The sequence below is a fragment of the Bradyrhizobium niftali genome (genome assembly GCF_004571025.1).
GTDB lineage: Bacteria > Pseudomonadota > Alphaproteobacteria > Rhizobiales > Xanthobacteraceae > Bradyrhizobium > Bradyrhizobium niftali.
In genome coordinates, this window is the sequence record NZ_SPQT01000026.1 from 24,781 (window position 1) to 47,057 (window position 22,277).

23 protein-coding genes are annotated in these 22,277 nt (G+C 63.0%); 13 read left to right on the forward strand and 10 right to left on the reverse strand.

Features of this window, described 5'->3' with window-relative positions; all coding sequences use genetic code 11:
- Positions 1–116 precede the first annotated feature (116 nt).
- The 5 genes from E4K65_RS34125 (at position 117) to E4K65_RS34145 (ending at position 4,124) form a co-directional block, all read left to right on the forward strand.
- Positions 117–677: a LemA family protein gene (locus E4K65_RS34125; RefSeq protein ID WP_135177872.1), complete on the forward strand. Its 561-nt coding sequence runs from the start codon at positions 117–119 to the stop codon at positions 675–677.
- 146 nt (positions 678–823) lie between these two features.
- The gene (locus E4K65_RS34130) at positions 824–2,041 is read left to right on the forward strand and encodes a M48 family metallopeptidase (RefSeq protein ID WP_135177873.1); all 1,218 of its coding nucleotides are present in this window, start codon (positions 824–826) and stop codon (positions 2,039–2,041) included.
- Between the two features lie 184 nt (positions 2,042–2,225).
- Complete coding sequence (locus E4K65_RS34135; protein ID WP_092187716.1) at positions 2,226–2,978, forward strand: P-loop NTPase family protein; 753 nt, start codon at positions 2,226–2,228, stop codon at positions 2,976–2,978.
- A 62-nt stretch (positions 2,979–3,040) separates the two neighbouring features.
- Positions 3,041–3,709, forward strand: a complete 669-nt coding sequence (locus E4K65_RS34140) for a hypothetical protein (protein WP_167771384.1) — start codon at positions 3,041–3,043, stop codon at positions 3,707–3,709.
- A gap of 82 nt (positions 3,710–3,791) precedes the next feature.
- Positions 3,792–4,124, forward strand: coding sequence for a GIY-YIG nuclease family protein (locus tag E4K65_RS34145; protein WP_135177875.1), 333 nt, complete (start codon positions 3,792–3,794; stop codon positions 4,122–4,124).
- Between the two features lie 5 nt (positions 4,125–4,129).
- Here the strand turns inward: E4K65_RS34145 and E4K65_RS34150 are convergent, their stop codons facing one another.
- The 5 genes from E4K65_RS34150 to petA all read right to left on the reverse strand — a co-directional run bounded on the left by E4K65_RS34150 (position 4,130) and on the right by petA (position 10,813).
- Positions 4,130–4,669 carry an adenine phosphoribosyltransferase gene (locus tag E4K65_RS34150; RefSeq protein WP_011085277.1) on the reverse strand — a complete coding sequence of 180 codons (540 nt, stop codon included), beginning with the start codon at positions 4,667–4,669 and terminating at the stop codon, positions 4,130–4,132.
- 9 nt (positions 4,670–4,678) lie between these two features.
- Positions 4,679–6,844, reverse strand: a complete 2,166-nt coding sequence (locus E4K65_RS34155; RefSeq protein ID WP_135177876.1) for an anthranilate synthase component I — start codon at positions 6,842–6,844, stop codon at positions 4,679–4,681.
- 366 nt (positions 6,845–7,210) lie between these two features.
- The gene (locus tag E4K65_RS34160; RefSeq protein ID WP_135177877.1) at positions 7,211–7,900 is read right to left on the reverse strand and encodes a dienelactone hydrolase family protein; all 690 of its coding nucleotides are present in this window, start codon (positions 7,898–7,900) and stop codon (positions 7,211–7,213) included.
- Positions 7,901–8,156: 256 nt separating this feature from the next.
- Entirely contained in the window at positions 8,157–10,220 is a 2,064-nt protein-coding gene (gene fbcH, locus E4K65_RS34170) for a cytochrome b/c1 (protein ID WP_135177879.1), read from the reverse strand.
- Positions 10,221–10,282: 62 nt separating this feature from the next.
- On the reverse strand, positions 10,283–10,813 hold the full coding sequence (petA, locus tag E4K65_RS34175; RefSeq protein WP_026232845.1) for a ubiquinol-cytochrome c reductase iron-sulfur subunit: 531 nt from the start codon (positions 10,811–10,813) through the stop codon (positions 10,283–10,285).
- Between the two features lie 277 nt (positions 10,814–11,090).
- On the opposite strand from petA, the gene E4K65_RS34180 reads away from it, so the two are divergent.
- The 7 genes from E4K65_RS34180 (at position 11,091) to E4K65_RS34210 (ending at position 15,604) form a co-directional block, all read left to right on the forward strand.
- Positions 11,091–11,549 (forward strand): tRNA (cytidine(34)-2'-O)-methyltransferase, encoded by a 459-nt coding sequence (locus tag E4K65_RS34180; protein WP_135177880.1) that lies wholly within the window; start codon positions 11,091–11,093, stop codon positions 11,547–11,549.
- Positions 11,550–11,567: 18 nt separating this feature from the next.
- Entirely contained in the window at positions 11,568–12,200 is a 633-nt protein-coding gene (gene queE, locus E4K65_RS34185; protein WP_135177881.1) for a 7-carboxy-7-deazaguanine synthase, read from the forward strand.
- Between the two features lie 17 nt (positions 12,201–12,217).
- Positions 12,218–12,583: a 6-pyruvoyl trahydropterin synthase family protein gene (locus E4K65_RS34190; RefSeq protein ID WP_027543659.1), complete on the forward strand. Its 366-nt coding sequence runs from the start codon at positions 12,218–12,220 to the stop codon at positions 12,581–12,583.
- Between the two features lie 16 nt (positions 12,584–12,599).
- A complete protein-coding gene (gene hemF / locus E4K65_RS34195) occupies positions 12,600–13,487 on the forward strand; it encodes an oxygen-dependent coproporphyrinogen oxidase (RefSeq protein WP_235885826.1) in 888 nt (295 codons plus the stop codon).
- Complete coding sequence (locus E4K65_RS34200) at positions 13,478–14,236, forward strand: HAD family hydrolase (RefSeq protein ID WP_135177883.1); 759 nt, start codon at positions 13,478–13,480, stop codon at positions 14,234–14,236. The genes hemF and E4K65_RS34200 overlap by 10 nt, the downstream gene beginning before the upstream one ends.
- A 348-nt stretch (positions 14,237–14,584) precedes the next feature.
- Positions 14,585–14,797, forward strand: coding sequence for a YodC family protein (locus tag E4K65_RS34205; protein WP_135177884.1), 213 nt, complete (start codon positions 14,585–14,587; stop codon positions 14,795–14,797).
- A gap of 348 nt (positions 14,798–15,145) precedes the next feature.
- Positions 15,146–15,604 carry a hypothetical protein gene (locus tag E4K65_RS34210; RefSeq protein ID WP_167771385.1) on the forward strand — a complete coding sequence of 153 codons (459 nt, stop codon included), beginning with the start codon at positions 15,146–15,148 and terminating at the stop codon, positions 15,602–15,604.
- Positions 15,605–15,765: 161 nt separating this feature from the next.
- Here E4K65_RS34210 and E4K65_RS34215 read toward each other — a convergent pair whose 3' ends face one another.
- The 4 genes from E4K65_RS34215 to E4K65_RS34235 form a co-directional block, all read right to left on the reverse strand.
- On the reverse strand, positions 15,766–16,239 hold the full coding sequence (locus E4K65_RS34215) for a GNAT family N-acetyltransferase (RefSeq protein WP_167771386.1): 474 nt from the start codon (positions 16,237–16,239) through the stop codon (positions 15,766–15,768).
- Positions 16,240–16,581: 342 nt separating this feature from the next.
- Positions 16,582–17,652 (reverse strand): c-type cytochrome, encoded by a 1,071-nt coding sequence (locus tag E4K65_RS34220; RefSeq protein ID WP_135177885.1) that lies wholly within the window; start codon positions 17,650–17,652, stop codon positions 16,582–16,584.
- 162 nt (positions 17,653–17,814) lie between these two features.
- Positions 17,815–18,783: an ABC transporter substrate-binding protein gene (locus E4K65_RS34230; protein ID WP_135177887.1), complete on the reverse strand. Its 969-nt coding sequence runs from the start codon at positions 18,781–18,783 to the stop codon at positions 17,815–17,817.
- 243 nt (positions 18,784–19,026) lie between these two features.
- Positions 19,027–19,728, reverse strand: coding sequence for an alpha/beta fold hydrolase (locus tag E4K65_RS34235; RefSeq protein WP_135177888.1), 702 nt, complete (start codon positions 19,726–19,728; stop codon positions 19,027–19,029).
- A 160-nt stretch (positions 19,729–19,888) separates the two neighbouring features.
- Between E4K65_RS34235 and E4K65_RS34240 the strand changes: the two genes are divergently transcribed.
- Entirely contained in the window at positions 19,889–20,809 is a 921-nt protein-coding gene (locus E4K65_RS34240; RefSeq protein WP_135177889.1) for a LysR family transcriptional regulator, read from the forward strand.
- Between the two features lie 288 nt (positions 20,810–21,097).
- Here E4K65_RS34240 and E4K65_RS34245 read toward each other — a convergent pair whose 3' ends face one another.
- On the reverse strand, positions 21,098–22,147 hold the full coding sequence (locus E4K65_RS34245) for an acyltransferase family protein (protein WP_283813911.1): 1,050 nt from the start codon (positions 22,145–22,147) through the stop codon (positions 21,098–21,100).
- Between the last annotated feature and the right edge of the window lie 130 nt (positions 22,148–22,277).

Consider the following 22,277-nt stretch of genomic DNA (forward strand, 5'->3'; position numbering starts at 1 on the left):
GAACTCGGATGGTTCCAGATCCGACCAAGTCTTACCTCCCCTCCGCGCCGGGGCTCTCGCCCTGCGCCATTTTGGTCTAGGCTGCGCCCGCCTCAAATCCCCTTCAGGAGTTCTCCATGTCGACCGGCTGGATCGTTCTCGGCGTCATCGTCGTTCTCGTGTTCTTGGCCTTCAGCGCCTACAACCGCCTGGTGGCGCTGGGCCAGCGCGTGGGCCAGGCCTTTGCCGATATCGACGTGCAGCTCAAGCAGCGCCATGACCTCGTCCCGAACCTGGTCGAGACGGTGAAGGGCTACGCCTCGCATGAGCGCGGCACGCTCGACGACGTCATCAAGGCGCGCAATTCGGCGATGTCGGCGCAGGGCCCGGCGCAGGTGTCCGCCGCCGAGACCCAGCTCTCCGGTGCGCTCGGCCGGCTGATCGCGCTGTCGGAGGCCTATCCCGACCTCAAGGCCAACGCCAACTTCCAGCAGCTCGCCAGCGAGCTCTCCGACCTCGAGAACAAGATCGCGGCGAGCCGCCGCTTCTTCAACAGCGCGGTCCAGGAATACAACACCGGCATCCAGCAGATGCCCGCCGCCCTGTTCGCCGGCATGTTCGGCTTCACCAAGAAGGACTTCTTCGATCTCGGCACCAGCCGCACCGAGGTCGAGGCCGCGCCTCAGGTGAAGTTCTGATTGCTGCGTGAGCGACCTCTCACACTTCGTCATTCCGGGGCGCGTCGAAGACGCGAACCCGGAATCTCGACCGAGACACTAAGCTCTGGATTCCGGGTTCAGGCCTGCGGCCTGCCCCGGAATGACGGGAGCTAACGGAAGCAGCCATGGCCGCGTATGGTCTCTACACGCACATCGCCTCGAACAAGTTTCGTTCGATGCTGCTGCTCGCCGGCCTGTTCGCGCTGGTCTATGTGCTGGTCTATGCTGGCGCGCTGGTGGCCGAAGTCGTCATCAACGGCAACGAGACCGTCGCCTATTATCTGAACCGCGCCTTCTACGATCTGCTCAAGGCCGCGCCCTTCGCGACGATCGCGGCTGCGGTCTGGGTCGTGATCGCCTATTTCTTCCACCAGTCGATGATCGACGCGGTGACCGGCGGCCACGACGTCACCCGGAAGGAGGAGCCGCGGCTCTACAATCTGCTCGAAAATCTCTGCATCTCGCGCGGCATCACCATGCCGAAGCTGAAGATCATGGAGAGCCCGGCGCTGAACGCGTTCGCGACCGGCCTCAATCCGCGGCAATATTCGATCACCGTCACCACCGGCCTCCTCAACGCGCTGAACGACAAGGAGATCGAGGCGGTGCTGGGCCACGAGCTGACCCACATCAAGAACGGCGATGTGCAGCTCATGGTGGTCGCCGTCATCATCGCCGGCGTGGTCGGCTTCTTCGGCGAACTGTTCTTCCGCGTGTTCACCAACTTCAGCTGGAGCTCCGGCGGCTCGTGGTCGTCGGGTTCCTCCTCGTCGTCGCGCTCGTCCTCGTCATCGAGCGACAGCAAGAGCTCCGGCGGCGGCGCCGTGATCGTGATCATCATCGCGGTCGTGCTGATCGTGGTGGCCTGGCTGATGTCGCAGGTCGTGAAGCTGGCGCTGTCGCGCTCGCGCGAATATCTCGCGGATGCCGGCTCGGTCGAGCTGACGAAGGACCCCGATGCCATGATCTCGGCGCTGCGCAAGATCGAGAACCGCGGCGAGTTGCCGGGCGCGACCTCGGCCGTGATGGAGCTCTGCGTCGACAATCCGCGCGAGGGCTTTGCCGATCTGTTCGCGACCCACCCGTCGGTGCAGTCCCGGGTCGATGCGCTGATCAAGTTCGCCGGCGGCCATGATCCAGGTCCGCTGCCGGACCCGACTGACGAGACGGAACAGCCCCAGGCGCAGGCCGCCCCGCAGAACGCCCCGCCACCGCTGTCGCAGGGACCATGGAGCGGTGCAGGCAGCGCGGCCAATCCGCCGCCCGTGCCCGCGCCCGGCCCCTCCGGAACCGCGGCCGGCAACCCGATCGGGAATCCCATGGGTCCGTGGGGCCGCCACTGAGCGTGCCCCCGTGGTCAGTTTCACGGCAATCTGGAAAAACCTCGGGAATTGCCGCAAGCGGGGCCTGCGGATTGAATTCTCCCTTGTTTCTGCCATGTTCGCGCCCAACAGCAGACTCGGGACATCGATTTGGGGCCCGGCCGATTGCGACCTCGCGATCGGGGGCGCGCGTTAGGGGACAGCAATGGCAAAGCCGGCAGTGGTTGTGGTGGGCGCGGACAAGGGCGGGGTCGGCAAGACCACGGTATCGCGCACCTTGCTCGATTATTTTTCCGCCAACAACGTGCCGACGCGCGCCTTCGACACGGAATCCCCGCGCGGAACGCTGAAGCGCTTCCATCCTGACATCACCGAGATCGTCGACATGACGACGACGGCCGATCAGATGAAGATCTTCGATACGCTCAACGCGACCAGCCCGTCGGTCACCGTGATTGACGTCCGCGCCGGCCTGCTCTCGCCGGCGCTCGCCTCGCTGCGCGACATCGGTTTCCTCGACGCCGCCAAGGCCGGGCAGATCACCTTCGCGGTGTTCCACATCCTGGGACCCTCGATCGCCTCGCTCGACGAAATCGCCGAGACCGCGAATTTCATGACCGGCGCAAAATATTTCCTGGTGAAGAACTTCATCAACGACACCCAGTTCTTCCAGTGGGACCAGGCGACCTACAACTCCTACTTCCACCGCATCAAGGACGCCACCGAGCTGACCATCCCCAAGCTCAACGAAATGGCCTATGAGCAGGTCGAGGTCTCCTCCGTCCCGTTCCTGAAATTCGTCGCCAACAAGGGCATGAGCGACGAGGCAGCCAACTACTCCTTCGTGCTGCGCGGCTATGTCCGGCACTGGCTGGCCAATGTCTGGAGCGAGTTCGACCGCATCCGCCTGACCGACATCGTCGGTTCGAAACCCGGCGCCCGCAGCAGCGAAAAATAGTTGCAGAGCCCGGGCTGATACGGCTGGATTGGGCGACAAGTTCGCTCAGATAATAGTTCGTGATGCCCGCGACACCCGTCTACATCATCTGCTCGCCCCGCCCGCAGGTCGGCAAGACGCTGCTGGCGCGGCTATTGAGCGAGTTCCAGCTGCTCAAGAACGGCAACGTCGCGGCCTTCGACGTCAACCTGAAGGAGCCGTCGCTGCTCGACTATTTGCCGAAGATCACCGAGACCGCCGACGTGATCGACACCTATGGCAAGATGCAGCTGATGGACCGCGTCATCGTCGATGACGGGCTTGCCAAGGTCATCGACCTCGGCTTCCACGCCTTCGACGAGTTCTTCAAGATGGCCGACGAGATCGGCCTGTTGAAGGAGGCGGCACGCCGCCATGTCGCACCACAGATCCTGTTCGTCGCCGACACCGACCGCGTCTCGGCCCGCGCCCATGAGATGCTGCGCGAGCAGATCCCGCGGATGAACCTGATCACGGTGGACAATGAGCACATCGTGCGCGGCGAATTGCCGGCCGCAATGGGCACCGGACGGGTGTTCCGCCTGCCCGCGCTGCCCGGCTTCCTGAAAACCTATATCGACCGGCTGAACTTCTCCTTCACCGGCTATCTGCGCCAGGAGAAGGACGCCTCGACCGAGTTGCACCAATGGACCCGGCGCAATTACCTCGCCTTCCGCGAGCTCGAGCTCAACCTGATCCTGCAGCGGTCCTAGGGCAATTATTTTACCCGGATAATATTGACTGCGGAGCGGACCCCGCTTATTGAAAGCGCACGCCTCAACAAGGTCCTATCCCGTGAGCATCGACCGGAAAGCAGCCATCGCCGCCTACAAGGAGCGGAAGACCATTGCAGGCATCTTCGTCGTCCGCTGTGCGGCGTCGGGCGAGGCCTGGGTCGGCCAGGCGCCGAACCTCGAGACCATCCAGAACCGCATCTGGTTCTCGCTCCGCCAGGGCAATCATATGTGTCGCAGCCTTCAGGCTGCGTGGAACGCGCATGGCGAGGCCGGCCTGACGTTTGGCGAATGCGAGCGTCTGGAGGACGAGGACACTGCCTATGTCAGGAACGCGCTCCTGAAGGAACGCATGCTGCACTGGCAGGCGGAGCTGAAGGCCGAGGCGATTTAACGCGCTCAGTGCCCTTCGAACGTCATCAGCGTGCGCACCGGCACGTCCATCGCGCGCAGCTTGGCGGCGCCGCCGAGCTCGGGCAGGTCGATGATGAAGCAGGCGGCGACGACATTGGCGCCGATCTGGCGCAGCAGCTTCACCGCGCCTTCCGCGGTGCCGCCGGTGGCGATGAGGTCGTCGACCAGGATGACGCGTTCACCGGGCTGGATCGCGTCGACATGCATCTCCATCTCGTCGATGCCGTATTCGAGCGAGTAAGCGATGCGCACGGTGGTGTGCGGCAGCTTGCCTTTCTTGCGGATCGGCACGAAGCCGGCGGAGAGCTGGTGCGCCACCGCGCCGCCGATGATGAAGCCGCGCGCCTCCATGCCGGCGACCTTGTCGATCTTGTTGCCGGCCCAGGGGTTGACGAGCTCGTCCACCGCGCGGCGGAACGCGCGCGCATCAGCGAGCAGGGTCGTGATGTCGCGGAACATGATTCCCGGCTTGGGATAGTCGGGGATGGTGCGGACGCTCGCCTTCAGGTCGTGGTCAAAGGTCATTGGTGCCTCTCAATCAACACGCGCATCCAGCCGGAACGCGTTCTCGACAATACGCAAGCCCACCTCGCCACCGAGTGACATCAGCGATTCCGGGTGGAATTGCACGCCGGCGACCGGCAGGGTCTTGTGCTCCAGCGCCATGGCGACGCCGTCCTCGGTGCTGGCGGTCACGTTCAGCACCTCCGGCATGCTGTCGCGCTCGACATAGAGCGAGTGATAGCGGCCGATGACGATCTCGTTCGGCAGGTTGCGCATCAGCCGTCCGCCGCGCACCTGCACCCGCGAGGGCCGGCCGTGGGCGGGATGCGTGAGCTGGCCGAGCTCGCCGCCAAAATATTCGCCGATCGCCTGCACGCCGAGGCAGACGCCGAACACCGGCAGCTTGTTCTCCAGCGCCGCGTCGATCGTCTTCTTGATCCCGAAATCCTCGGGCCTGCCCGGGCCGGGCGACAGCACCAGCAAATCCCACCTCTTCTGCTTGAGCATGTCGAGCGCATGCACATAGCGGACCACGGTGACGCTGGCACCGACCTGGCGGAAATAGTCGGCGAGCATGTGCACGAAGCTGTCGTCGTGGTCGATCAGCAGCACCCGCTTGCCGCTTCCGGTCGCATCGGGCGCAAAGGTCGACAGCGGTTTCGGCGGATCGCCGCGCAGGGCCTGAAACAGCGCCGCGGCCTTGACCTGGCATTCGCGGTCTTCGGCGGCGGGATCGGAATCGAACAGGCAGGTGGCGCCGACGCGCACCTCGGCGAGACCATCCTTCATGCGGATGGTGCGGATGGTGAGGCCGGTGTTGATGCTGCCGTCGAAATTCACAGCACCGATCGCGCCGGCATACCAGCGCCGCGGCGAGCGCTCGTGATCCTCGACGAACTGCATCGCCCACAGCTTTGGCGCACCGGTCACGGTGACCGCCCAGGCGTGGGTGAGGAAGGCATCGAGCGCGTCGAAGCCGGGGCGCAGCATGCCCTCGACGTGGTCGACCGTATGGAACAGTTTTGAGTAGGTCTCGATCTGCCGCCTGGCCAGCACCTTGATGGTGCCGGGGACGCAGACGCGCGCCTTGTCGTTGCGGTCGACGTCGGTGCACATGTTGAGCTCGAACTCGTCCTTCTCCGAGTTCAGGAGCTGGCGGATCTGCTCGGCATCGCCGATCGCATCGGTTCCGCGCGCGATGGTGCCCGAGATCGGGCAGGTCTCGACGCGGCGGCCGTCCGAGCGCACGAACATCTCGGGCGAGGCCGAGACGAGAAACTCGCCCTCGCCGAGATTCATCAGCGCGCCGTAGGGCGACGGGTTGATGACGCAGAGCCGCTGGAAGACTTCGGCCGGCGAGCGGTCGCAGGGCTCGGCGAACAGCTGTCCCGGCACGGCTTCAAAGAGATCACCGCGGGCAAAGGCCGCGCGCGCGGTCTCGACGGTGGCCTGGTATTCGCCGGGCGCGTGATCGGCAAATCCCTGGCGCGGCGTCTTCAGGTACGGGCTGTCGGCGGTCTCGCGCGGCAGGCCCTCGGTGGATTTGCCCTTCCACGCGAAGTCGTAGGAGAGCACCACGCCGCGGCCGGTGGCGCGGTCATAGGCCAGCAGGCGATCGGGCACGTAGAGCACGATGTCGCGCTGGTCCTGCTCGCGCGCGCGCTTCTGCACGAGGTCCTCGATCTGGAACACGAGGTCGTAGGCGAAGGCGCCGAACAGGCCGAGCAGCCCGTCGTCATTGGCCGAGAAGGCGGCGACGAGGTCGCGCACCAGCGACATCACGCTGGCGCGCCGGGTGCGCTGGTCTTCCTCGACCGGCGCATCGCCGCGAATGATGTGGCCGGCAAGGCGCGAAGCGGTTGTCTCGGAGATCACCACGCAGGGCTCGCGCAAGACGTCGGCAAGGAAGGCGATCAGCACCTGCCCGCGCCCGTTCAGCGCTTCCAGCTTGAAATTGACGCCTGTGGTTTCGAGCTTGAGCGGCGGATCGGAGAAGCCGAGGTCGAAGCTCTCGTAGCGGCCAGGCACGGTCGTGCCCGACGACAGCACCACGCCGCGGCGGCGATCGAGCAGGCTGACGAGATCGTCGAGCCGGTTGGCGCCGCCGGTAAACTGCTCCGCCACGCGCGTGATCGCGAGACCCGCGCGGGTCACATAGTCGCTTCTGGCCGGGAGGGCAAAGACTGTCCTGTTCATGTGGTCCTCTTACGAGACTTGCCGAGGGAACGCCACACAGGACAAACGATCAGGCCGCCGCACTGCGTGGGCGACCTTCGACGATTTTGGGAAAAGAAATCGCACCGGCCACCTCTTAGGAGGTGCGCCACCAAAGACGGGCTGGGCGGACGGCGGTGCTCATGGGCGGATACTCACCATGGCGTGGGGGCGGCGTCAAGGGCGGTCCCACCAGCGGTAGCCGTGAGGGGACGACGGCAATCTCCGTCGGCGAAGGCCGGGACCCATAGCCACAAAATTGAGTTTGGCGAAGACTCGGAGTGGCAGCTCGCACCAACCACAAGATCCTGTGGTTGTGGGTCCCGGCCTACGCCGGGACGACACCGGTTAAGCTGCGCTGTTGCTGCCCAGATGATTGGCAAAGAACTTGATCGCCCTTCCCCAGGCGAGCTCGGCGGCTTCGCGGTCATGCACGGCCTGGCGCTGCTCGTTGACGAAGGCGTGCTCGGCGTCATAGCGGAACAGCTCGAGCGACTTGCCGGCGGCCTTCATGGCTTTTTCGAAACCACTCACCAATTCCGGCGTGCACCAATCGTCCTTGTTGGCGAAATGGGCCTGGAGCGGGATCTTGACGTCGGCGGGCTTGGCGGCCTGCTCCGGCGGAATGCCGTAGAACACGACGCCGGCGGCGAGCTCTGGCACGTGCACCGCGCCGATGATGGTGACGGCGCCGCCGAGGCAGAAGCCGGTCAGCCCGACCTTGGCGCCGTTGCGCGACAGATATTGCGTGGCGCCGCGCACCGTCTGCGTGGTGGCGTCCATGAAGTCGAGCGAGTTCATCTCTTTGCCGGCCGCATCCGTGTCGTGATACGGCACCACCTTGCCCTTGTAGAGATCGGGCGCGAGCGCATCGAAACCGGCCAGCGCAAAGCGGTCGCACAGGCCCCTGATCTGGTCAGAGAGGCCCCACCATTCCTGGATCACGACCACGCCCGGCGCGTTGCCGCGCGCGGCATTGGCGAGGTAGCCCGAGGCGTCCTTGCCGTCGGGACGCTTGAAGGTGATGGTGGTTCCCATGGTGTCCTCCGATGAGTTTCTGGGGGAGCGGTTGGCGGTATTTTGGCCGCTGGGGGCGCGCGGCGCAATCGCCGCACGAACAAACTCTCGTGCCCCGGATGCTGCGCAGCGCGCCGCCCTTTGCGGCGTGATGCGCTGCTGATCCGGGGCCCAGCCACGCGCATTCTGGGTCCCGGCTCGCGCTTCGCGCGCCCGGGACACAAGGCCAACAAAAAAGCCCCCTTGCGGGGGCCTTTTCAATCTCGCCTCGCGCCGCTCAGTGGGAGTCGGCCCAGACCTTCTTCTTGGTGAAGTACATCAGGCCCGCGAAGATAATCAGGAAGACGAACACCTGGAAGCCGAGGCGCTTGCGCGCTTCCATGTGCGGCTCGGCGGTCCACATCAGGAACGTGGTGACGTCCTTGGCGTATTGCGCGACCGTGGCCGGCGAGCCGTCGTCATAGGTCACCTGGCCGTCGCTGAGCGGCTTCGGCATCTTGATGGCGTGGCCCGGGAAGAACTTGTTGTAGTAGGAGCCCTCCGGAATGGTCACACCCTCCGGCACCTTCTCCTCAAAACCCTGGAGCACGGCCGAAACGTAGTCCGGGCCCTGCTCCTGGTACTGGGTGAAGAAGTCGAAGATGAACCAGGGGAAGCCGCGGCCGTAGGAGCGCGCCTTGGTGATCAGCGACAGGTCGGGCGGCGCCGCACCGCCGTTCGCCGCACGGGCTGCCTGCTCGTTCGGAAATGGCGAGGGGAAGTAGTCGGCCGGCCGGCCCGGGCGCTCGAACATGTCGCCGGCATCGTTCGGACCGTCCTTGATCTTGTAATCCGACGCGAACGCCGCCACCTGCGCCACCGAATAGCTGGGGCCACCGGCTTCCGCGAGGTTGCGGAAGGCGATGTAGGACAGGCCGTGGCAGCTGGCGCAGACCTCCTTGTACACCTTCAGGCCGCGCTGAAGCGCGCCGCGGTCGAACTTGCCGAAGGGACCGGCGAACGACCATTTGTTGCCCGGCGGCTTGTCGCTGCCTTCGTTGGCGCGCGCGTCCTGCAAGCTGCCGAGGAACAGCGCGCCGGCGGCAACGAGCACGATGGCGACGGAGGCCACCGCCTTGCCGCCCTTGGCGAGGATCGACTCCGAGATCGAGTTCGGCACCGGCCGCGGCGTCTCGATGCGCGAGAGCAGCGGCAGCACGATCAGGAAGTAGGCGAAATAGCAGACCGTCAGGACCCGGCCGGCGATCACGTAGATGCCTTCCGGCGGCTGCGCACCGAGATAGCCGAGCAGGATGCAGACCGCGACGAAGATCCAGAAGAACTGCTTGGCCAGCGGACGGTACTTCGACGACCTGGTCTTGGCCGCATCGAGCCAGGGCAGGAAGCACAGGATGATGATCGCCGAGAACATCCCGATGACGCCCGCGAGCTTGTTCGGGATCGAGCGCAGGATCGCGTAGAACGGCAGGTAATACCATTCCGGCACGATGTGCGGTGGCGTCACGCCGGGGTTCGCCGGGATGTAGTTGTCGGCGTCGCCGAGATAGTTCGGCATGTAGAAGATGAACCAGGCGTAGAGCAGCAGGAAGCAGGAGACGCCGAACATGTCCTTGATGGTGGCATGCGGCGTGAACGGCACCGTGTCCTTTTCCGTCTTCGGCTCGACGCCGTCGGGATTGTTCTGGCCGGCGACATGCAGCGCCCAGACGTGGAGCACGACGACGCCCGCGATCAGGAACGGCAGCAAATAGTGCAGCGAGAAGAAGCGGTTCAGCGTCGGGTTGCCGACCGAATAGCCGCCCCACAGCAGCGTCACGATGCTCTCGCCGAAATAGGGAATGGCGGAGAACAGGTTGGTGATGACGGTGGCGCCCCAGAAGCTCATCTGGCCCCACGGCAGCACGTAGCCCATGAAGCCGGTCGCCATCATCAGGAGGTAGATGATGACGCCGAGGATCCACAGCACCTCGCGCGGCTCCTTGTAGGAACCGTAATAGAGGCCGCGCAGCATGTGGACGTAGACCGCGAAGAAGAACATCGACGCGCCGCAGGCATGCATGTTGCGCAGCAGCCAGCCGTAATTGACGTCACGGACGATCAGCTCGACCGACTTGAAGGCGAGATCGGCATGCGGCGTGTAGTGCATCGCCAGGATCACGCCGGTCAGGATCTGCATCCCCAGCATGAAGGAGAGGATGGCGCCGAAGGTCCACCAGTAGTTCAGGTTGCGCGGGGTGGGGTAGACGACGAAGGAGGAGTGCATGAGGCCGAGGATCGGCAGGCGCCGCTCGATCCATTGCAGGGCCGGATTGCTCGGCTGGTAGTCGGATGGTCCGCTCATGATGCGATCCTGAGGAAATAATACGACGAGACGGCGCGAAGCTTCGGACGAGGGTCCGAAGCTCAGCCGATCTGGATTTTGGTGTCGGAAACGAACTGGTACGGCGGCACCGGCAGGTTCGCGGGCGCGGGCCCCTGACGGATGCGGCCGGACGAATCGTACTGCGAACCATGGCAGGGGCAGAAGAACCCGTCGTAATTGCCCTCATGAGCGATCGGGATGCAGCCGAGATGGGTGCAGATGCCGATCACGACCAGCCACTGCTCATGGCCGGACTTGACCCGGGCCTCGTCGGACTGCGGATCGGGCAGGCTCGCCACGTTGACGGCGCGCGCCTCGTCGATCTGCTTCTTGGTGCGGTGGCTGATGTAGATCGGCTTGCCGCGCCAGAATACCTTGATGTCCTGCCCCTCGGCGACCGGGCTGAGATCGACCTCGATCGGCGCACCGGCCGCGATGGTCGAGGCATCAGGATTCATTTGGGAGATGAAGGGCCAGAGCGCGGCTGCGCCCCCTACTGCTGCAGCTGCCCCCGTTGCAACGAATAAGAAATCACGGCGTGTCGGATGGTCCGCCGAAGACGCTGTCGTCACGATTCCAACCCTTTCTTCTTATGCTACCGGTGGAACCGCTCCAGGGGCCCCCAAGGTCCCCAGAACTGGCTGCCGGCGCCCGCGGCCCCCCGCGGCGGCAGAACTTCGCTTGTCCCCGCCAAAACAAGCGAAAACAGCAGTCCAGAATCGTTCTATTGGCACCCTTGCCGGGCGAGCGCAAGCCCGCTAACGGCGGGGAAGCGTGCAATGCACGAATTCCCGCGCCAGCGATGTTTTATTGAGACATTTCCGCCCCACAACCAACCCGACGCCGCCCATGCAGATAGCGCTTTTCCAGCCCGACATCCCCCAGAACACCGGCACGATTCTCAGGCTCTGCGCCTGCTTGGGTCTGACCGCCCACATCATCGAACCGGCAGGGTTCCCCGTCTCCGACCGGCATTTCCGCCGGGCGGGAATGGATTACCTCGACCATGTCAGCATCGTCAGGCACGTCTCCTGGCCGCAATTCGAGGCGTGGCGCGCGGCACAGGGCTGCCGGCTGCTGCTGTTCACCACCAGGGCCGCCACCGACTACCGCGATTTCCGTTACCAGACGTCGGACATCCTGCTATTCGGGCGCGAGAGCGCCGGCGTCACCGACGCGGTGGTCGAGGCCGCGGATGCGCGGCTGGTGATCCCGATCGCCCCGGGACTGCGGTCGCTCAATGTCGCCATGACCGCGGCGATGGCCGCAGGCGAGGCGCTGCGGCAGATCCGGAACCCGCAAGGTTGATATGTTGAGGAGAGACCATTGAGTTACGCGGTCAAGGAAATCTTCCTGACCTTGCAAGGCGAAGGCGCCCATGCCGGGCGCGCGTCCGTGTTCTGCCGTTTCGCCGGCTGCAATCTCTGGAGCGGCCGCGAGGCCGACCGGCAGTCAGCGACCTGCAAATTCTGCGACACGGATTTCGTCGGCACCGACGGCACGCTCGGCGGCCGCTACGCCTCGGCTGCGGAGCTCGCCGACACCATCGCGGCGCAATGGACGGCAACGGCCGCCAACCGCTACGTGGTGCTCACCGGCGGCGAGCCGCTGCTCCAGGTCGACGACGCGCTGATTGATGCGCTCCATGCGAGAGGCTTCGAGATCGGCGTCGAGACCAACGGCACGATCGCCGCACCTGATGGCCTCGACTGGATCTGCGTCAGCCCCAAGGGCGGCAGCGAGCTCGTGCTGCGCCGTGGCCACGAGCTGAAGCTGGTCTATCCGCAGGCCCTCGCCGCGCCGGAGGCCTTCGAGGGCCTCGCCTTCGAGCGCTTCTCGCTGCAGCCGATGGACGGGCCCGAGGTCGCCGAAAACACCGCGCGCGCGATCGACTATTGCCTGCGCCATCCGCAATGGCGGCTCAGCGTGCAGACGCATAAATCGCTCGGCATCAGATAGGATTGGTTTTCGAACAGATGTGGGAATTGACGAAATCGTTCCGCTTCGAGGCGGCGCATTCACTGTCGGGAACGACGTTCGGCGCGGCGAGCGAAGAGATCCACGGCCACTCCTTCCGCGCCGAGGTGACGGTGCGCGGCACGCCGGACCCAGCGACCGGCATGGTGGTCGATCTCGGCCTCCTCCAGCGCGCCATCGAGGACGTCAGGTTGACGCTGGACCACAAGTTCCTCAACAAGATCGAGGCGCTGGGCAAGCCGACGCTGGAAAACCTGTCGCGCTTCGTCTGGGAGCGGCTAGCGCATATCGGCAAGCTCACCCGCGTCAGCATCCATCGCGACAGTTGCAACGAGAGCTGCACCTATTACGGTCCGCAGGGCTGACGGAATGGCATCGACAATGGACCCGAGTACAATCGAAGACCGCAAGACGCGCGCCCGCGCCTGGTTCGAAGCTTTGCGCGACGACATCTGCGCAAGCTTCGAGCGGCTGGAAGACGACGCGCCGCAAAGCCTCTATCCGGGCAAGGCCGGCCGCTTCAATCGCACGCCCTGGCAGCGCACCGATCATAGCGGCGCGGCCGGCGGTGGCGGCGTGATGTCGATGATGCATGGCCGGCTGTTCGAGAAGGTCGGCGTGCATTGCTCGACGGTGCACGGCGAATTCGCGCCGGAGTTTCGCGCGCAGATTCCGGGCGCGGCGGACGATCCGCGGTTCTGGGCCTCCGGCATCTCGCTGATCGCGCACTTACGCAATCCGCACGTGCCTGCCGTGCACATGAACACGCGCTTCGTCGTCACCACAAAAGCCTGGTTCGGCGGCGGCGCCGATCTGACGCCGGTGCTGGACCGCCGGCGCACGCAGGACGACGCCGACAGCATCGCCTTCCATGCTGCGATGAAAGAGGCCTGCGCGCAGCCGAACGGCATTGCCGATTACGACAAGTACAAGACATGGTGCGACGAGTATTTCTACCTGCCGCACCGGAAAGAGGCGCGCGGCATCGGCGGCATCTTCTACGACTGGCACGACAGCGGTGACTGGGACGCCGATCTCGCCTTCACCCAGGATGTCGGCCGCGCCTTCCTGAAGATCTATCCTGATATCGTCAGGCGCAATTTCGCGAGCGCCTGGACCGCTGCGGACCGCGAGGAGCAGCTGATCCGGCGCGGCCGCTATGTCGAGTTCAACCTGCTCTACGACCGGGGCACCATCTTCGGGCTCAAGACCGGCGGCAATGTGGATTCGATCCTGTCGTCGCTGCCGCCGGAGGTGAAATGGCCATGACTGCGATGAAGCCCGCTGTGAGGCCGCTGCCCCGCGCCATGCTGATCGACATGGACGACACCATCCTGTCGGCCTATGGCCGGCCCGAGATCGCCTGGAATACGATCGCGAACGAGTTCGCCGAGGAGCTTGCGCCGCTGCCGCCGCAGCAGGTCGCAACCGCAGTGCTGGCCTTCGCGCGAAACTTCTGGGCCAATGCGGAAGCCGCCTGGCGGATGAAGCTCGCCGAGGCGCGGCATCTGACGGTGAAGGGCGGGTTCGCTGCGCTCGCGGCCGCCGGCCACCGCGCACTATCCGACGACCTCGCCATTCGCCTCGCCGACCGCTTCACCGCCTATCGCGAGGAAGAGATGTTCGTCTTCCCCGGCGCGCATGAAGCGATCGACAAGCTGAAGGCGCTCGGCATCAAGCTCGCGCTGGTGACCAACGGCGCCGCCGACACCCAGCGCGCCAAGGTCGAGCGCTTCGAGCTCGCACACCGCTTCCACCATATCCAGATCGAGGGCGAGCACGGTTTCGGCAAGCCCGAGGAGCGCGCCTATCTGCACGCGATGGAGGCGCTGGGCGTCACCGCCGAGGACACATGGATGATCGGCGACAACCTCGAATGGGAAGTCGTGACGCCGCAGCGCCTCGGCATCTATTCGATCTGGATCGACGTGCATGGCGACGGCCTGCCCGAAGGCTCGACGGTGAAGCCCGACCGCATCATCCGCTCGCTGACCGAACTGGTGCCTGACCGGTCGTAACCATCGGCGCGAAACAAAAACTCGAAAAACAACCCCATGCACAGTAGCCGGCTGCTGCAAAATCAAATGCTTACGGATTTTACGAAATCGTTTGACCCGTCGGGCAAAACAGGCGCATGATGCCTCATCGCGGCGCATGGGACGGACAAGCCCCTGCGCAACCCATCGAGCAGGCGCCCTCGCCTCCGTCATGGTCCCGCTTCCGGCCTGAGGCTCCGTCGTCGGCGCTTCAGCAGCCTGGCGGCGGATGCGCGCTGCCGCAGCACATCCACTGATCCCGCAGCCCGTGATCGGCGTGTCATGCCGGCTTGCTAGCTTCTCAAGTCAATCAACCCGAAAGGACCATCCATGGAACTGAAAGCCGGCGATATCGTCATGCTGAAATCCGGCGGCCAGCCGCTGACCGTCGCAGAAGTCAAAGGCGACGACGTGATCTGTCTCTGGATGGGCGTCGAAGGCGACCTGTTTCGCGAGACGCTGCCGCTCGCCGTGCTCGAACACCTGGAAGAGGTGGACGAGGATGAGGAAGAGGACGACGAAGACGACGAAGACGAGGAGTAGGCACGGCTAAGGCCGCGGCCCCATGAGATCGGAGCGCTTCGCTCCGGCGCGTCTGATGTCCGCTGCTCCGCCAAGAACGGCGCAGTAGCGGACATCGCCGCATGGCGCAGAAGGGCCAACAGGCGCCGTCCTGACCGCCGCCGGTCACGTCCGATCTGCCGCCACAACCGGACGACTTCAGAGCCGGTCACAGCCTCGCGTTCGGGCCAGAAGCGGTCATCATCGCACATCAATCAAAGTGAGGGCTCCCAGTGTCAGGCAGCCAAAGATGAATGTGCATTCTTCCCGAATTGGATAGCCTGAGCTATGCCTGGGAAATTGGCCAATTGCCATCTCGGGAGACCACGAATGAAGTGGATAGTCATTGCCGCCATTGCGCTTGCTGCTTCGGTAATGTTCGCAGCCGCGCAGCCAGCAAAAGAGCCCTACCAACCGGGTCTTGGCGAATTCATGACAGCTACGCAGCTTCGCCACGCCAAGCTATGGTTTGCTGGCAAACAAAGTAACTGGGACCTCGCTGCTTATGAGATCGACGAGATCAAGGAAGGCCTAGAGGACGCCGCAAGGCTTTTTCCAACATTTGACGGCATCCCTGTCGCTGAGATGATCAAGACCATCATCGATCCACGGATAGAGGAGCTTGAAAAGGCGGTTAGAGCAAAGAGCAGCACCAAATTTACGGCCGCCTTCGACGAGCTTACCAACGGCTGCAATAGCTGCCACGCGGGAGCCAGCAAGCCGTTTATACGCATTCAGCGTCCAATCGCGTCTCCACTGACCAACCAGAATTTTGCGCCAGAAAGATAATGGGAGTTGCGCGCATCGACCACATGACTTCCGAAAAGGGTCAAAAGCAGCGGTGGACGCCAAGTTGGATCGGCGTCCGGTTTGCCCCTGACAGCCGACATGACACGCGCTCAATCGACCTCGGCTAAGGGCCAAGAGTGAAAGTGGCCGATGGACGTATGCTAGATGGTGAGAACCTTGGTCATGCACCAGAACGGAACATCGGTTTGCCCGTGCTCACCGGCAACCTGCTCCATTATTTCCGCTTTGTGATGCCAGCCCATGCGCTCGTAGAAGCGCCGCGCACGTTCATTGCCAACGACACAGTGCAGTTCTGCCTCGGCAATGCCTCCCTTGGCCATCTCAATTTCAGCGGCTGTCAGCAGACTTGACGCGACGCGCGTCCCTCGATGTGGCATCGCTACAAAAAGTTGGCCCAAAAGCTGGCCTCTCCACGCCGAAAACGCCACGACCTCTTCGTTCAGTTCTGTTACCAAAGTCGAATGCAAGAGTGCCGTCATCCTTTCGATGAAAAATTCCATGGACCGACGGATAATTTCTGCTTGGGGCATGAAGGGAGCTTGGGTCTCGTGCCAAACTGCGTAATAGAGAGCAGCCACCCGAGAGATATCTGACGCGTGGGCACGACGGATCATCGCGTTTTCTCCAATTGGCGCCGCATGGCGCCTAGGTCAGGCATGCCGGCTGGACGGACGATATCCGCCATGGTGAACCGAATTTGTCTCGTGCGTTGCCGGTTGTATTTAGGTTTCGATGCATCGTGCACGGCGAACGGAAGTCTCGCAAGACGTCAGCCAAGACGCAGCTATGGGTCAAAATGCGAAGAACTCAACCTTAGTCCGCCATGCCTTACCGAGCGGACCTCAACGAGGTGCGCCGTTACTTCGCTGCTGGGCCAACAGCCGACGTTCAAAGAGACCGCGCTCCGGGCCGAACAACGACAACGGGCTCGTGGTCGTGCGAGCAGCCACAAAACGTCAAGGTATGAGCGACGCCGTATAGGCGACTAGCGCGATCATGTCGTCGGTGCCGAGGTGTTCGACAACCGGCTTCATGAGGTCACTATTGGAGCCCTTCCGCGCGCCCGACTTGAAGTCGTAAAGCTGACGGAACATGTACGTGGGCGAACGGGCCGCAATCCCTGGCGCCACGGCAGTCCCTTTGAGGTCGGCACCATGACAAGCGGCGCACTGGACGCGAAGGTCGCCGCTCGCTGCCAACGCCCGCCCTTTCTGAATGCTGCCAACCGGCACATAGGCGATGAAACGAGCGCGCGAGTCCCGGCTGAGAAAGTGTTCGACGTTTTCCGGAATCTCGATGATGCGCTGGCCGATGGGCTCTTTCTCGCCGCCATCGATCGGCGCCAGGAACAAGTCCCTGACATGTGTCTTCGGAACGGCGTCGGTTTCTACGACCGCAATATTCGATCTCGGTTTGATCGACGCAAAATAGTTCGCAGCCTCCTTGAGTTCCTGATCGGTGATGTCCTTGGACGTCTTGATCATCAGGTCGGTGGCGACGCGGGGCACCGAATTCGTACGCAGGCCCGTCTTGAACTCCACCGTTTGCCGGATGATGTATTCCGCGGAGAAGCCAAACAGGCTGGCATTCTCAGGGCCGCCCGGTCCGTCCGCCCGGTGGCAGACGCCGCAGGCGAACACGTCAGGCTTTCTCCCCTTTGCGACGATCTCCGGCAAAGCCGGATGGTCTTCGGGATGCCAGTCGGGAGCGGCGAACAGATCGCGCAGCTGCGTGAGCGTAAAACCGGCGGCGCTGTCAGGGACTCGCCGGATCGTGCCGTCGTCAGGGGCGCGTTGAAAACTCGGCGGGTTTACCGGATAGGCCCATGGCGGTGGGCCGTCCTGGCTCTGTGCGGGCGCCCCCGCTGAAGCAAGCGACGTCAGCGAAAGGGCGAAAAGCGCTGAAGACATCCTCATGGCCAAGACCTCCATGCGCATCGGCGGACCTAGACCTTCGAAGCCGAAAGCGTGAAGACCGGCCGCTCGCGAGGCAGTGCCGCAGAAATCTGCGGGCAGGCGTTCCTCCATCAGGTGTTCCAGGAAGCATTCAAGGGCCGAGACAAGCTGGCGTCAATCAGGGATTTGGGGGCTTGGTCCGGTTTGGGTGATCGGCACTTTCAGCAAGGTGCTGTTTCCATCTCTCCGTCTCGGCGACGTGATCGCACCCGTCCCGTAATCACGGAAGTTGGATCATTCGATCACCTCGTCTGCAAACGCCAGCAGCGCAGCAGGGATTTCGAGGCCTAGCGACTTCGCCACCTTGAGGTTGATGACGAACTCGAACCTGGTGGGTTGCCAGATCGGCAAATCGCCCGGTTTGTCACCCTTGAGGATGCGGCCAACGTAAAGCCCGCCTTGCCGAAAGGCGTCGGTGAGGCTGTTGCCATAGCTCATCAAACCGCCAGCATCAGCAAATTCCCGCCAAGGATAGATTGCGGGGATGCCAGTGCGTGCCGCAAAATCAACAAGCTGACGACGCTCGAGATTGAAAAGACGGTCGGAGGTCACAAGCAGCGCATTCGCCCGACGTTGGGCCAATACTGAAAATGCGTTTTCGACCTCAGCAATGCTTCGGGCATCCAAAACGATCAATTGCAGCCCCGACGAAGATGCTGCTGCGCGCAGAGCGCTGGCGTCCGCATTTGGATTGTCCGGATTGATCAGCACGCCCACCAAAGACTCCTTGGGCAATAGAGCGCGCAGCAATTCAAATCGCTTCGGCTCCAATGCGCTCACTCGGAATGAAACCCCGGTCGCGTTACCACCCGGACGGTTGATCGATGCTGCGAGCCCCATGGCAACCGGATCGAGCCCCACGACAAACACGATCGGTGTTTCCGATGTGGTCGCTTTGGCGGCCAACGCTCCGCCGTTGTCGGCGGTGAAGATGAGTGCGACCCGCTTCCGCACCAAGTCGGCTGCGGCGTCTCGCAACTCTTCATTGGCGTTGGGCCAACGTCCTTCAATCAGCACGTTTTGTCCTTCAGCAAATCCCATTTGCTTGAGACCGCGGCGAAACGCGTCGCTAAACGTTTCCAGCCCGGGGGCCGGACGGTTCAGAGACCCAATCACCGGGGTCGCCAATTTCTGAGCATGGGCCGCCAGTGGGAATGTGATCGCGGCACTCCCAAACGCCGAAATGAATTCCCGCCGTCTCATGCTCGACCCCGCAAAAGCCCGCTCCCTCCAACAATAGCATGAAAGCGGACCTGAGGTTGTGGTCACGGCTGTTCTGAACGGACCTGATTGGGATGGCCTGAAGCCGGCTCAGGGGTCGCGTCGTATTCGAGCGCGGCAACGTCCGCGATGGGCCCAGAAGCAGTCATCGCACCCAACCCATCAATAAGAGAGGTCGCCTTGCGAACGACCTCTCCTTTGCCCGGCAATGCACGCCTGTTGCGATCAGCTTTTTTGAACGGCGGCAGCAGCCTTGCGAATGACGTCGATAACGACGTTTGGCTGGGAGAGCATCGGCACGTGGCTGCTCGCCACCTCGGTGACGGTCGCTCCCATGCGCTTCGAGACCCAGCGTTGCAGATCGGGATGCACGGTGTGGTCTTGCGTGGCCAGAATGTACCAGCTTGGCTTCGACCTCCACGCGACTTTGTCGGCGCTGAGCTTCTGCTGCTGGAACAGATTGTAGACGGGCGCATAATGGGTGGCCCAAACCAGCTTCTGGTCTTCCTCGGAGAGGTCTCCTGCGAAGAACTCGGTGCCATTCGGAAGCATCCAGGCACGCCCATCGGCGACCTCGACGCGCGAAAAAATATCCGACGGATACTTGTCGAGCTGATCCTGTACGGTCTCGCCGGCATCCGGAGCGACCGCTGCAATGTAGACGAGGCCAACCACGCGCTCGTCGGTCCCCGCGCCCGTGATGGTGGCTCCTCCATAGGAATGACCGACGAGGAGGACCGGGCTGCCGACACGATTGAGTGTGCGCTTAACCGTCGCAAGGTCCTCTTCGTAGGAGTCGAGGCCATATTGAACGGCGATGACCTCGTAACCATCAGCCTGCAACGCAGGAATGACTTTGCTGAAACAAGAGCCATCGGCCCAGATGCCGTGGCAGAAAACGATCGTTGGTTTGGTCTGTGCAGGCATACTGCATTCCCTTTTCTTGCATGAGTTTGAGCGATGGAGGCATGCTGGAAGGCTTAGAACGCGGCTGACGGGTATCCCCCATTGCGAGGCTCAACCTATTCGGTCATAAATGTCCGAATAGCTGTGTTTCGTTCGGTTCTTTCATGATTAGAAGTCCGAAATGACCACGATTTTGGAAAGAACAGCTGGTCTGCTGGCCTTCGTACGAACGGTTGATACGGGTTCTTTCGCGGGCGCCGCGAGGCTCATCGGCGCCAGTCCTTCAGCCGTATCCAAAAGCGTCGCGCGCCTCGAACAACGTCTCGGCGTGCGCTTGCTGCAGCGCTCGACGCGCACGCTCAGCCCGACGTCCGAAGGCGCCGCTTATTATGAACATGTTGCCCCCCATTTACGCGCGATCGAGGAAGCCGATGACATCGTGCAGGCTCCGGGCAACGTACGTGGCGTGCTTCGGGTCACCGTGCCGAGTACGTTCGGACGTCCATTGATCTCTGCATGGGCGGGCTCGTTCCTGGAACGCTATCCAGACATCAAGCTCGACCTCAGCGTCACGGACCGCCGTGTCGATCTCATTCGCGAGGGTTTCGACCTCGCGGTGAGAATTGGCGAACTGGAAGACACCAACCTGATCGGCCGCTCGTTGGGCGTGCTGCAATACGTTCTGGGCGCATCGCCGGAATACCTTGAGCGCCGGGGAATTCCGCGGTCAATCGACGATCTCAGGCAGCATGCCTGCCTTCGCCACCTGCTCGGCGGCCGGCCGCAAGCCTTCACTTTTGCGGACGGCACCCGGGTCATCCCCAATGGCCCCTTCGATAGCGACGATGCTCAGTCGTTGATCGAGGCGGTCGTAAAGGGCGTTGGCATCACGCAGTTCATGCGCATCGCAATCGAGGACGAGCTTGCCGCCGGACGACTGAATGTCGTGCTGCCGGAGATACCGATGTTCACCACGCCGGTCTACGTCCTGCACGCGTTCGGACGGCAACTCCCGCTGCGGGCGCGCTTGTTCATCGATTTTCTCGTCGAGGCCTTGGGCGTGTCGCGCAACCCTGAACTTTCGGTACAGGCCAGCCGCTGACTGTCGCAGAAGTCAAAGGCGACGACGTGATCTGCCGCTCGCCGTGACGTCCTGATTACGGTGACAGTGCACTCAATCCCCCGCTCATCACGCGCGAAACCTATCCGCGACAGCAAGTTGAGTGCACTGTCACCGTAATTCTGAGTTGGGTGATAAGCCGCCGATGACGGCCAAGCCGGGCGGCTTCCGCCTTGGGCCCGCAAGCCGACGGTCATGAGTACACGCCCCGAGAGAGGTTCAATCCGCGGTCCAGGCGCGAATGCGGCCTGGGCCGGGGTCATCACGCGATTATTCGGCCCGTGCTGGAATACGCATGGCTGCCTCCCGTCTCGGGACATCCGAGGTCTGTTGGTCGCGGCGCATCAGGCTCCACTTGCGGCCCCAACCGATGAGCGGCGCCTCAATGATGATGTGCAAGGCAAAGGCGAGACCGATGGAGAGCAGAATGCTGGCAGCGATTGTCCCGGACGTAGATAGCAGCCACATCCCAGTAAAGTTGGTGATCCATTTTATCACCAGGTAGTGGACGATATACAGCGAGTACGAAATCTTGCCGAACCATTGGAGGATCGGCGAAAAGGACTGCCCTTCGATCTCGGCAGACACGACGGCATGGATGAGCAATCCCGCAGCGAGGCCATAGGTGGGCACGCGTGCCAATTGCGGATCGGCCGATCCGGACACGAAGATCCAGTACCAGCCGGCCGCAAACAGGCCTGCGGAAATTGCAAGAATGCGGCGCGAAAAGCGCAATCCACCGTTCCTGTGGAGATAGGCGATGCCGACGCCGGCGCCGAATTCCAGGACCAGCGGATGGGAATAGATGCCAAGCTGCAGGCGGAATACGACGGCAACAACGACCATGCCGAGCCCCGCGAACAGCAGCTCGAACACCCGGTTCGGCGCGATCGCAAGGATGGACGCAACTGCGGCATAGAAGTGCAATTCGAAAGCAATCGACCAGGCCGGCCCGAGGTACCAGTTCGGATATGTCCACGCGAAGATGAGGCCGAGGTCGAGTGGGGGACGCTTCTCCGGCGACAGCTCGATCCAAGACGAGCTAACGAACGCCACCAGCAACACGAGCCAGTAGACCGGATAAATTCGAACAGCTCGTCTGAAGGTGAAATTCAACGGGTCGCGCTGCCCCGCCGCCGTGGTTGCGATGATGAAGCCGGAGATAACAAAGAAGACGTCGACGCCGCTTGCAAGAATGGTGAGGACGCCTTCGGCGACGCCCGGGCCGACCATATCGGGTCGCGCGCTGACTGCGTGTCCGCAGACCACCGACAGCACGGCAACGCCGCGCATTGCCTCTACACCCGCGAAGACCCGCAAAACGCCTCGGCACTCTCAATTACAAATTGCATCCTATCTGCACGCCAGAATACTAATAAACGGTTGTGACAACCTAATAACATCTACTTTCGGATGTATTGAGTGGACTGCGAGGGGGCCACATTCTGAC

What these genes read in the sequence shown, in the direction of transcription:
- E4K65_RS34135 (WP_092187716.1), top strand. Translation starts at nt 2,226, where the DNA reads ATGGCAAAGCCGGCAGTGGTTGTGGTGGGCGCGGACAAGGGCGGGGTC.
- E4K65_RS34160 (WP_135177877.1), bottom strand. Translation starts at nt 7,900, where the DNA reads ATGGGAACCACCATCACCTTCAAGCGTCCCGACGGCAAGGACGCCTCG.
- E4K65_RS34150 (WP_011085277.1), bottom strand. Translation starts at nt 4,669, where the DNA reads ATGACCTTTGACCACGACCTGAAGGCGAGCGTCCGCACCATCCCCGAC.
- E4K65_RS34200 (WP_135177883.1), top strand. Translation starts at nt 13,478, where the DNA reads ATGGCCATGACTGCGATGAAGCCCGCTGTGAGGCCGCTGCCCCGCGCC.
- E4K65_RS34155 (WP_135177876.1), bottom strand. Translation starts at nt 6,844, where the DNA reads ATGAACAGGACAGTCTTTGCCCTCCCGGCCAGAAGCGACTATGTGACC.
- E4K65_RS34220 (WP_135177885.1), bottom strand. Translation starts at nt 17,652, where the DNA reads ATGGAGGAACGCCTGCCCGCAGATTTCTGCGGCACTGCCTCGCGAGCG.
- fbcH (WP_135177879.1), bottom strand. Translation starts at nt 10,220, where the DNA reads ATGAGCGGACCATCCGACTACCAGCCGAGCAATCCGGCCCTGCAATGG.
- E4K65_RS34215 (WP_167771386.1), bottom strand. Translation starts at nt 16,239, where the DNA reads ATGATCCGTCGTGCCCACGCGTCAGATATCTCTCGGGTGGCTGCTCTC.
- E4K65_RS34235 (WP_135177888.1), bottom strand. Translation starts at nt 19,728, where the DNA reads ATGCCTGCACAGACCAAACCAACGATCGTTTTCTGCCACGGCATCTGG.
- E4K65_RS34180 (WP_135177880.1), top strand. Translation starts at nt 11,091, where the DNA reads ATGCAGATAGCGCTTTTCCAGCCCGACATCCCCCAGAACACCGGCACG.
- E4K65_RS34205 (WP_135177884.1), top strand. Translation starts at nt 14,585, where the DNA reads ATGGAACTGAAAGCCGGCGATATCGTCATGCTGAAATCCGGCGGCCAG.
- E4K65_RS34190 (WP_027543659.1), top strand. Translation starts at nt 12,218, where the DNA reads ATGTGGGAATTGACGAAATCGTTCCGCTTCGAGGCGGCGCATTCACTG.
- E4K65_RS34240 (WP_135177889.1), top strand. Translation starts at nt 19,889, where the DNA reads ATGACCACGATTTTGGAAAGAACAGCTGGTCTGCTGGCCTTCGTACGA.
- E4K65_RS34130 (WP_135177873.1), top strand. Translation starts at nt 824, where the DNA reads ATGGCCGCGTATGGTCTCTACACGCACATCGCCTCGAACAAGTTTCGT.
- hemF (WP_235885826.1), top strand. Translation starts at nt 12,600, where the DNA reads ATGGACCCGAGTACAATCGAAGACCGCAAGACGCGCGCCCGCGCCTGG.
- E4K65_RS34125 (WP_135177872.1), top strand. Translation starts at nt 117, where the DNA reads ATGTCGACCGGCTGGATCGTTCTCGGCGTCATCGTCGTTCTCGTGTTC.
- E4K65_RS34230 (WP_135177887.1), bottom strand. Translation starts at nt 18,783, where the DNA reads ATGAGACGGCGGGAATTCATTTCGGCGTTTGGGAGTGCCGCGATCACA.
- E4K65_RS34140 (WP_167771384.1), top strand. Translation starts at nt 3,041, where the DNA reads ATGCCCGCGACACCCGTCTACATCATCTGCTCGCCCCGCCCGCAGGTC.
- E4K65_RS34210 (WP_167771385.1), top strand. Translation starts at nt 15,146, where the DNA reads ATGAAGTGGATAGTCATTGCCGCCATTGCGCTTGCTGCTTCGGTAATG.